Source organism: Bacteroidia bacterium (assembly GCA_026932145.1).
GTDB lineage: Bacteria > Bacteroidota > Bacteroidia > J057 > JAIXKT01 > JAIXKT01.
Genome location: JAIXKT010000055.1, coordinates 48,543 through 57,583, shown reverse-complemented (window position 1 = coordinate 57,583; position 9,041 = coordinate 48,543). Strand labels below are relative to the sequence as shown.

The window sequence follows — 9,041 nt, the reverse complement described above, 5'->3', positions numbered from 1 at the left end:
CTTAATTCTTCAAGAACATATTTAGCTCCTTCTCTGTCCTGAATATCAGCGTTATGAATCACAATAGCTATAATAAATCCGAATGTGTCAGTAATAATATGTCTTTTTCTTCCTTTAATTTTCTTGTTTCCGTCATAACCGTTTGATAACGAGAAAGAACAAGTTTTAACAGTTTGACTATCAATTAATCCAAGACTTGGTGAAACATGTTTTCCTTTTTCCTTTCTTAACTTATCACGCAAAAAATCATGTATTTCTTCAATAAGCCCTTCTGCTGTCCATTTTCTGAAATAATAATAAACGAGTTGCCACTTAGGGAAATCTTTAGGCAGCAATCTCCATTGAACACCAGTTTTGGTGATGTACAATAATGCGTCTACAATACATCTTAAAGGATGCTTTCTTTTCCTGTTATCATTTACTATTTTTTCAATAGCTTCGTACTGAATATCAGTTAGGTTGGTTGGGTAGGCTTTCATACTTGCTTAATTATCTGATTAATAATCAGCAATATACAAATAAATATGTATTTAACCATGTGATATTAAATAATTTAACAATTTTTACACCATTTTTAAACAACCTCTAAAGAATTGTTCTAATACTTTTTACGAAATTTCGCCAATGGATACTAATTTGTTTCTGCGAAAACGTGATTTTGGGAATATTACACCGGAACTTATCGACAGGTTTCAAGGAATAGTTGGCGAGCGGTTTGCAGCTACTTCTTTGGAGGTGTTATCAACTTACAGCCATGATTGGACGGAGAACTTTCGTTTTTTGCCACATTTAGTAGTATTTCCGGCTAATACTCAGGAAGTTGCGGAAGCCTTACGCTTGTGTTCTGAGAATAATATTCCGGTTACTCCTGTGGGTGCGCGAACAGGCTTGAGTGGCGGTATGCTGCCTGTGTATGGAGGTGTTGCTTTATCGTTAGAAAGAATGAACCAAATTCTTGAAATAGATACAGCTAACTTGCAAGTTAGGGTTCAGCCTGGTGTGATTACTGGAGTGCTGCAAGAAGCCGTTGCTAAATTGGGTCTGTATTATCCACCGGATCCGTCCAGTAAAGGTTCGTGCTTCATTGGTGGAAATTTGGCAGAATCTTCGGGCGGAATTCATGCCGTTAAGTATGGAATCACACGGGATTATGTCTTAGCCTTAGAGGCAGTTTTGCCCTCCGGCGAAATTATTCATACAGGCGCAAAAGTCCTAAAAAATTCAACCGGATATAATTTAACCCAGCTTTTGGTGGGGAGTGAAGGAACTTTGGCTGTTATCACAGAGGCTACCCTGCGTTTAGTGCACCAGCCGAAATATAGTTTGATTATGCAAGCTCCTTTTGAGAGCGCAGAAGACTGCTGTGATGCCGTTTCTGCCATTTTTCACACCGGAATTGTGCCCGCTGCCCTCGAATTTATGGAGCAAGATGCCATCCGCTATGCACAAAACTACCTGAAAGTTAATCATTATCAATTAGAGGGAATTGGTGCGCTTTTGTTGATTGAGGTAGATGGAAATAATTTGGATATTCTTTGGCAAGAGTGTGAGATTATTTCAGCAGTAATCTCCAAATACAAAGGAGGTGAAGTTATGGTAGCTGAGTCTGCGGAGCAGCAGCAGGCACTATGGGCACTCAGAAGATGCTTAGGTAAAGCCGTAAAAGGAAATACTATCTACAAAGAAGAAGATACCGTTGTGCCAAGAGCTTATTTAGCTAAGTTATTACGTTTTGTGAAAAAGAAAGGCATCGAATTTGGCTTTGAATCAGTGTGTTACGGGCACGCAGGGGATGGTAATTTGCATATCAATATTCTAAAAAATGATATTTCTGATGACCGCTGGGAACATGAACTTCCGCAGGCTATTCGCGAAATATTTGAATATACTGTTTCTTTGGGCGGGACTTTATCCGGTGAACACGGCATCGGATATGTTCAGCGACCTTATATGGATATTGCTTTTTCAGCTACCGAACTAACGATTCTGAAAAATATTAAGCAGGTATTTGACCCTCAGGGAATTTTAAATCCTGGAAAGATTTTCTTATGAGAGCAATTTGGCCAATCAGTATGCGCATATCGCTGGGAATTATTGCTATTTATGTGGCAACACAGGCATTTGTTGCTGCCGAGCAGTTTTTTCTGCCGATAGGCTTTGGTATTTTATTGGCCGGTTTTTATCTGCCATTTGTTCGTTGGTTAGAGAGAAAAAAAATACCTACCGGCGTAGCCTTACTTTTTTGTGTTTTACTGACAGTAGCCGGATTAGGTGTTACGGGTTATTTCTTTTCTACCCAATCCGTTAATATTTCAAAAGACTTACCTGCCATACAGTCCAATTTAATGCAGCGTTGGGAAATTTGGCAGCAATTTTTCTTAGAGCAGTTTGGTGTTAATCAGTCTGAGCAAATTGAGTTTTTAAACCAAAAGCTAAGTTTGTTTTTAGAGCACGCTACTAAATATGTTGGGAGCACTTTGCTTGCAGCTACCCACATTTTGTCTGTTGTAGTTTTGGTTATCATTTACGCCTTACTCTTGATTCAGTATCGGCGGTTAGTTTATGCGGTTATTGTGCAAGTAATAACCCGAAATTTTGGGCTTGATATTCACGAGGCAATCCAGCAAATAGTGCAGATGATTCAACAATATGTTATCGGAATTGGAATCATAATTCTGATAATGAGTATTTTATGTAGTTTTGGTTTATGGATAGTGGGTGCTCCACATGCTTTATTTTTAGGTACTTTGGCAGCTACTTTAAATATCATTCCATACGTTGGGATTATCAGCGTAGGCTTGCTTTCGGCAGCCTTCACGTTTATTACCAACAATTCTTTTGTAGATGCTGGGTTAGTGCTATTGATTTTTTGGGTTATTCATATGTTTGAGTCTAATTTTTTGACACCCAAAATTGTAGGCCGTAAAGTCCAGCTGAACGCATTAGCCTCTATTCTGGCAATTGTTATCGGCGGGCATCTCTGGGGCATTGTGGGAATGATATTGGCGATTCCTTATATGGCAATTTTCAAAATAGTGTGCCAGTTTATCCCGAGCCTACATTTTATTGCCGTTTTATTAGGACATGGAGAACTTCATAAAAACACCCTCATTAATGATGAAGAATTAAAATAGCTATTTTCTGTACGGGAGCGTAATTACTGAATCTCAGGTAAGAGTTTCCATGTCTGCCTCCCGCGGGTCCAAAGAATGTGGTCTATTTGTCCGGAATCATTGAGCAGAAATTGAAGGTTTCGTTGGTTTTTAGGGTCATAAAAGGATTTCTCTTGATAAGGAAAGGCTGAAAAGGTTTTGTGAATATCTGTTTTTATGTACAGTCGGTTACCACTAATCCAGAATTTAGCCTTTTTGCCCAACATGGAGGTGTCTCCGGAGTCGCTAACGCTAAAAATATAACTTCCGGCGATGAGGCGATGGCTCGGGGTGATTTTAATTGGGATTTTTTTAGAACATGAGCCGGCTAAATTGCCTAAATTATCCCTCCAATGCCAATCTATTTGACTTCCTAAACGAACAATAACTGTTTGAGTAGAAGGAGAAATGTACAGTAATTGGCCGTTAATGCCTTCGGCAAAATAGTCTGTGGATTCGGCACTTAAATACCAATAATATTGATAAAATCTGGGGCTGGCTTCACGTCCATCTATATGTTGAATTTCTTGAAGCCATTTTGGGGGGATAATTTGTTTTTGGTTGTATTTTCCTTGATGAAGCATGACTTGCCCCAGCCGTAGCAAATCTTCGGGTTTTGCGTTAAGCCCACAAAAGCTCTTTTCAATAGGTTGAAAACCACCGTCTAAACTCCAAGAACCGGAAAATTGCATTCCGCAGGGATTCCAGATTTTTTCTTGTAAATATTCCGTAACAGACTTACCGGTAGCTTTTTCCAAAATCATAGATATTAAAATTGGGTCGCAACTTTTATAACGATATACTGTTCCGGGCATATACTTTGGTTTGAGGTTTAGCACCTTTTGTCGTAGATTTTTCCCGTAATAAAATCGTGCAGCTCCTCCAAACGGATTAACATATTCGTCTCTAAAATTTAATCCAGAAGTCATTTGCAGTAAATGTTTTATCTGGATTGGGGCAAAGCTGGGGCGATTACGCCATAGAAGCAGCCATTCAGAAACCGAATCTTCTAAGTTTAGCTTTTTCTCATCAATAGCAATTCCGGCTAAAAGAGACAAAATGCCTTTAGCTACTGAAAAAGAAGTAAGCTCAGATGCACGATTAAAATTGGGTGCATAGTATTGATACACAAGGGTATCATTTCTCAGTATGAGCAGAGCATAGGTTTTGGTACGGTGTAAGTACTGCTCCGGTGTATGTTTATATTTTAGATAACGATGATTTCCCCACAGGATTGGAGGCGGCAAAGTAATGTTTGAATCAGCAGTGATGAACGGTGTAGGATTTGTGGCAATTAGCGGGCGGTTTTTAAAAAGATGAATATCCCGATGTCCGGGCATATTGTACCAAAAAGTATGTAGCGGCGTACAGCCTGAAAAAACAAAACCGACTATACAAATAATGATTCTAACGGCAGGGTTCAGGATTAATCGCGGTAATTTTTCCAAGATATTTAGCACATTCGGTAGCCTTTCCTGTTTGTTGTGTGTTTTCCAAAATAATTCCCTGTTTTAAGTGCCGTTGGGCTTCACAATATTTTTTCTTTTCAAAATAGGTGATACCGATTTTTTCATGGGCTTCAACATATTCAGGGTCAATTTCTAATGCCTTTTTGAAGTCTGCTTCTGCAAGGTCATATTGTTTCTTTTTGAGGTATGCTGTTCCTCTGCCGGTATAACCGGCGGTCAGTTCGTTTTCATTTTTATCTGGCATTCCCAATGCTTCATTAAACTTTGCGATGGCTTCGTCATATTTTTCTACTTCGTTATAGTATTCTCCAAGTGAAACATGGGACATAGCTACGGACGGATCTACCTGAATTGCTTTGATTAAATCTTGATATGCTTTTTCATATTGTTTTAGGAGAAGGTAGGAGAATCCGCGATTGTTGTATAGAAGCCCAATGTTTGGGGTAATGCGTAACCCTCTTGTGTAGGCGTTCACCGCTTCTTGATCTTTGTGCATTTTGCTATAGCAAAAGCCTAAGTTTACCCAGCCTTCCGGGTGGTCTGGCCTATAGCGAAAACATTGTTCGTAGGCGATAGCCCCTTCTTTCCAGTTTTTTTGAAAGGTATGAACCTGCCCAATATTCTGCCAACCCAGATAGTTCGTAGGGTCAAGGTCAATAACTTTAGTATAGTCTGCTAACGCGTGCTGGTAATCAGCTAACCCATAATAAGCGTTTCCGCGATTCATATAGATGTTTACCAAATCTGTTTTGTGGGTTTGTGGAAAGCGCGGGTCAATTTTTATTTTTTCATTGTATAAAGCGATTGCTCGGGAATGGAAGTCAATAGCACTCTTGTAATCTCGATTATGAGCAAAAAGAATCCCTAAATTGGAAAGAGAAATCGGATCATCTTTTACAAAGTTGGTAATCTTAGCAGCTAAGGCTTCGGCTTCTTCTTTTTTTCCAAGTTTATTTAGTATCAGAACTTTACGTTCTATTAAAGTGCTATTTTCCGGAGCAAGTTGTAGTGCTTTTTCGATTTCTATTAAGGCGGCGTTGTATTCCCCTTTTTGGTAATAAGCCCAAGCAAGGTCCGAATAGCCGGAAGGTTCACCGGGGGCAAGTTCAATATATTTTTTAAAATCCACAATGGATTCAGCAAACTGCAATAAAGACATTTTAGACCATGCTCGAATATACCAGCATCCTTTTACAGAGGGGTTAAGTTGTATCCCCTTTGTACAGGCTTCAATAGATTGGCTATAGTGCCCAATAGCATAATAACCGTATCCAAGTCCGTGATAAATATAAGCAGGGTCTAAGTTTCCTGATTTAGCATTTAAGGCTTGCTTAAAGTCTTCTATACCTGCATAATATTTTCGAGCATTTAGATAGGCAAAGCCGCGCTTATAGTATGCCCAATTACTTGGGCTTTGGGCTATCGCCTTAGTGTAGAGTTCTACCTGCTTAAGTGGGTTCGTTTCGGCTTCAGCCATCTTAAAATAATCTTGCGAAAAAGCAGGATTATATCCAACAAAAAATGCTAATGTGCTAATATACAGAAATATACATATTGAACGTAACTGAATTTTGGGCATATATTTAATATTTTAAGATGACTTTAAAGTAGTGATCTATAGCTGGAAAGTGGTCTGCATTTCTTGGGTGATTTTTCGCGCTTCTTCGTATGCAAACTGCCGAAAATCTTCTCCTTTTGAGGCAAATAATATGCTGCGGCTGACGTTAATCAATAGGTTTCCGTCATGATAATTTCCATACTGGCAAACGTCTTGCATATTGCCTCCTTGCGCGCCAATTCCGGGTATTAAAAGGGTCGAGTCGGGGGTGATTTTCCGAACAGATTCTAAAAACTTAGCCTGAGTTGCGCCTACCACAAAGCCCACTTCGCCAACGCCATGCTCTTGCCATTCAAGGGATTTGGTTATGACCTTTTCATATAGATGTTGCTCTCCGTCAAAAGAAAGCTGAAAGTCGTGTGCGCCCTCATTTGAAGTTAATGCCAAAACAAAAATCATTTTGTTTGGATACGATAAAAAAGGCAATACAGAATCTCTCCCCATATATGGATTAACCGTAACGCAATCAAAGTTTAGGGATTCAAAAAAAGCTTTGGCATAGAAATTTGAGGTATTGCCAATGTCTCCGCGTTTGGCATCTGCTATGGTGATGATATTGCTGGGAATCAGCGCTAATGTTTTTTCTAAAATATCCCACCCGCGCTGGCCAAGCGATTCATAAAAAGCGGTATTTAACTTATAAGCAACGGCAAAGGGAGCCGTTGCTTCAATAATAGCCTTATTAAACTCCAAAAGTGGATTGTCTGTTTGGAATAAAAAATCCGGAATTAAACTAATATCGCTATCTAAGCCTACGCATAAGATAGACTTTTTTTCTTCACTAAGCCGGCGTAACCGGTTGCTTACTCTCATCTTAAATCTACAATATTAACTTTGGGATACTTTTGTGCATCAAAAACAAATTCTGAATCGGGTATTAGGGTGTTTGTTTTGATAGCGGATAAATCATATTGATAAGTAGTACCATTTTTGTTTACCAATTTGAAACGATGTACTAAATCTGTGGTGGCGTTAATCCAGACTTCTACGCGGGTATATTCTGTTTTATTGTTATTGGGAAAAAGGGATATTTTTTGGGTGCTTACGCCTCCAATTGTTTCTGCGTTATCTAAACGGCTTTTCATGCCTTTATCATATAGTGCAAAAACCTTATCAATATTCAGGCTTTCGTTGGGGTCAAAGTCAGAAATATTTACTTCGTTATTTGTTTTGAGATACACCCAAACCGTTTTGCCGTCACAGAAAAGCTCTTGGTCAGGGAAAATAACGTGATATTTATTTTTTTTGATTTTTACATAGCCGGATTTTGCCGGTTGTTTTTCTTTGAGGGCTTTGTTTTCTAAGGAAAAAGCAATATTAGCAGAAAAATCTGGGAAACTATAGAATTTATCGCGAGCACGTTTCACCAGCTTATCTGCCTTAGGGTCAATTTGGGCGTTAGCTTGGCTGGCTAAGAGCACGATTACACAAAAAGTCCAATAAATAATACGGCTTAATTTCATGATATTTGGCAAAGTTAGTAAAACAAAAAATGTTTTTTACAATTTAGATACAAAATTCATTCCATCTTTGTAGTTTAGCTGCATTATTTAGGCTTTCATGGATGCGCAGAAAGAAGAATCCAAAGCAGACGGCTTAGAAAGTATAGCTGCTTTTTCCACCGCCGTAATAGCTGTATTTTTGTCTATTTCTTCTATTTTGAATGGGCAAGCCGGCGATGATGTACTGATTTATAGAGGTGAGGCTAATGATGCCTGGGCATATTTTCAATCCAAAAGCATTAAACAAAATCTATATGAAATTAACCAGCGAAATTTAGAACTCCAGCTAAAAAATGAGACTTATTCCGCAGCCTACAAAGACTCTATCCGAGTAGAAATCGAAACTATCATCAAAAAGATAGATAAATACGAAAAAGAAAAAGGCGATATAAAGATTAAAGCTGAAGAAAACGAGCAAATATCACAAGATGCTGATGCTAAATCAAATTGGTATGATTTGGCAGAAGCATTTTATCAAATTGCCATCGTTTTGGCGGCTATTGCCATTATCGCAAAGAGCCGTAAAATGTGGGTGCTGAGCTGTATTTTAGGCGTAATTGCGATTGGGCTAACTGCCTATGCTTTCTTCTTTGCCTAACAATAAACCGTAACTTTTCTACATGAACTTTTCTTCAAATCCTAATTCCAAACGTTTTTTCTTAGTAGTAGCCGTTATCCTTGTTTTGCAACTACCGGTAATCTTTTTTATCATTTCTAAATTCAATCATCAGGTAGATAAATTACCCATTTATGGAAATAAAGAAATGGCTTCAAATGGAGATACTATTTATCATAAACTCCCTGATTTCCATTTTGTTACCCAAGAAAACAAGCCTATTTCCTTAGATTCTTTGGCAGGAAAAATCCATATTGCGGATTTTTTCTTTACGACCTGTCCTGGAATATGCCCTAAACTTACCAAAAACTTAGAAAAAGTTCACGCCTTTGTAAATACCGTTTCTACTGTACATATAGTATCTTATTCCATTGATCCTAAGCATGATAGCATTCCGGTTTTGGCGGCTTATGCGAAAAAACATCGAGCAAATCCGGCGAAGTGGTCGTTTGTCTGGGGAAATCAAGATTCTATATATGCATTAGCTACAAAAGGTTATTTGGTAACTGCCGAACAAGGTAATGGCCCCGAAAATGGATTTTTGCACAGCCAAAAAATAGTCTTGATAGATAAAGAATTTCGTATTCGTGGTTTCTATGATGGCTTAAACCCTGCTGAATTAGAACGAATGATTGCAGAAATTAAGCTACTAATGGCTGAATACAAAGATTTGCCGTAATTTGC

Annotated in this window: 9 protein-coding genes; 4 read left to right on the top strand and 5 right to left on the bottom strand. The window is 38.5% G+C overall.

Going from position 1 to position 9,041, the window contains the following annotated elements:
• On the bottom strand, nt 1–479 hold a 479-nt coding region (locus tag LC115_12965; protein MCZ2357578.1), incomplete at its 3' end, for an IS5 family transposase.
• A gap of 145 nt (nt 480–624) precedes the next feature.
• On the opposite strand from LC115_12965, the gene LC115_12960 reads away from it, so the two are divergent.
• Nucleotides 625–2,052 carry an FAD-binding protein gene (locus LC115_12960; protein MCZ2357577.1) on the top strand — a complete coding sequence of 476 codons (1,428 nt, stop codon included), beginning with the start codon at nt 625–627 and terminating at the stop codon, nt 2,050–2,052.
• On the top strand, nt 2,049–3,134 hold the full coding sequence (locus LC115_12955; GenBank protein ID MCZ2357576.1) for an AI-2E family transporter: 1,086 nt from the start codon (nt 2,049–2,051) through the stop codon (nt 3,132–3,134). Before LC115_12960 ends, LC115_12955 begins: the two co-directional genes overlap by 4 nt.
• 23 nt (nt 3,135–3,157) lie before the next feature.
• Here LC115_12955 and LC115_12950 read toward each other — a convergent pair whose 3' ends face one another.
• Genes LC115_12950 through LC115_12935 form a run of 4 tightly spaced genes read right to left on the bottom strand, consistent with a single transcriptional unit; the run spans nt 3,158 to nt 7,702 of the window.
• Nucleotides 3,158–4,600: a beta-lactamase family protein gene (locus LC115_12950; protein MCZ2357575.1), complete on the bottom strand. Its 1,443-nt coding sequence runs from the start codon at nt 4,598–4,600 to the stop codon at nt 3,158–3,160.
• Nucleotides 4,560–6,200, bottom strand: coding sequence for a tetratricopeptide repeat protein (locus LC115_12945; GenBank protein ID MCZ2357574.1), 1,641 nt, complete (start codon nt 6,198–6,200; stop codon nt 4,560–4,562). The genes LC115_12950 and LC115_12945 overlap by 41 nt, the downstream gene beginning before the upstream one ends.
• A 36-nt stretch (nt 6,201–6,236) precedes the next feature.
• A complete protein-coding gene (gene pyrF, locus LC115_12940; GenBank protein MCZ2357573.1) occupies nt 6,237–7,052 on the bottom strand; it encodes an orotidine-5'-phosphate decarboxylase in 816 nt (271 codons plus the stop codon).
• The gene (locus LC115_12935; protein ID MCZ2357572.1) at nt 7,049–7,702 is read right to left on the bottom strand and encodes an outer membrane lipoprotein carrier protein LolA; all 654 of its coding nucleotides are present in this window, start codon (nt 7,700–7,702) and stop codon (nt 7,049–7,051) included. Before LC115_12935 ends, pyrF begins: the two co-directional genes overlap by 4 nt.
• 97 nt (nt 7,703–7,799) lie before the next feature.
• On the opposite strand from LC115_12935, the gene LC115_12930 reads away from it, so the two are divergent.
• Both LC115_12930 and LC115_12925 read left to right on the top strand, forming a co-directional pair.
• Complete coding sequence (locus tag LC115_12930; protein ID MCZ2357571.1) at nt 7,800–8,339, top strand: DUF4337 domain-containing protein; 540 nt, start codon at nt 7,800–7,802, stop codon at nt 8,337–8,339.
• A 22-nt stretch (nt 8,340–8,361) separates the two neighbouring features.
• On the top strand, nt 8,362–9,036 hold the full coding sequence (locus LC115_12925) for an SCO family protein (GenBank protein MCZ2357570.1): 675 nt from the start codon (nt 8,362–8,364) through the stop codon (nt 9,034–9,036).
• Nucleotides 9,037–9,041 lie beyond the last annotated feature (5 nt).

Excerpts from the sequence above, each read along its gene's own strand:
- LC115_12960 (MCZ2357577.1), top strand. The coding sequence starts at position 625 with ATGGATACTAATTTGTTTCTGCGAAAACGTGATTTTGGGAATATTACA.
- LC115_12955 (MCZ2357576.1), top strand. The coding sequence starts at position 2,049 with ATGAGAGCAATTTGGCCAATCAGTATGCGCATATCGCTGGGAATTATT.
- LC115_12945 (MCZ2357574.1), bottom strand. The coding sequence starts at position 6,200 with ATGCCCAAAATTCAGTTACGTTCAATATGTATATTTCTGTATATTAGC.
- pyrF (MCZ2357573.1), bottom strand. The coding sequence starts at position 7,052 with ATGAGAGTAAGCAACCGGTTACGCCGGCTTAGTGAAGAAAAAAAGTCT.
- LC115_12935 (MCZ2357572.1), bottom strand. The coding sequence starts at position 7,702 with ATGAAATTAAGCCGTATTATTTATTGGACTTTTTGTGTAATCGTGCTC.
- LC115_12930 (MCZ2357571.1), top strand. The coding sequence starts at position 7,800 with ATGGATGCGCAGAAAGAAGAATCCAAAGCAGACGGCTTAGAAAGTATA.
- LC115_12925 (MCZ2357570.1), top strand. The coding sequence starts at position 8,362 with ATGAACTTTTCTTCAAATCCTAATTCCAAACGTTTTTTCTTAGTAGTA.